This window comes from Bradyrhizobium sp. Kon56 (assembly GCF_055807635.1).
The window spans coordinates 1-404 of record NZ_JBVVOU010000176.1; the positions used below are offsets into that span (position 1 = coordinate 1).

Consider the following 404-nt stretch of genomic DNA (forward strand, 5'->3'; position numbering starts at 1 on the left):
TCGGTGGCGCCGTAGTAGGCAACGTGGTTGTCATGCGCAGCGACCGACGCCTGGAACAGACCCCAAGCCTGGTCGACGCGGACCATACCGACGAGGTTCGGCGAACGCGTGCCGCCGATGGCGTTGGAGCCATACGAACCGCCGACAATGCCGGCCGCACTCGCACCCGACATGTTCAGGTTGCCGGCATCATAGTAGGCCGCACGATCTTCCGCCGAGAACGACGCCGTCACGCCCTGACCGAAGTCAGCAGTGTAGCTGAACTGGTTGACACCAGTGACCGTGCCGGAACCGCCGACGAGGCTGTCGAAGTTGTTGCCGGGATAATTGGTCCAGGGCGCGTCGAACTGCGACACGGCCTTACCCATGGTGAAGCCAGCGAACTGGATGAAGGCGTAGTACAC

General features: G+C 62.9%; 1 protein-coding gene. It reads right to left on the bottom strand.

Annotated features, from left to right (window positions below; genetic code table 11):
* Positions 1-404, bottom strand: a 404-nt coding sequence (locus AC0L3B_RS38510) for a porin (RefSeq protein ID WP_473382845.1), incomplete at both ends; no start/stop codon positions are given.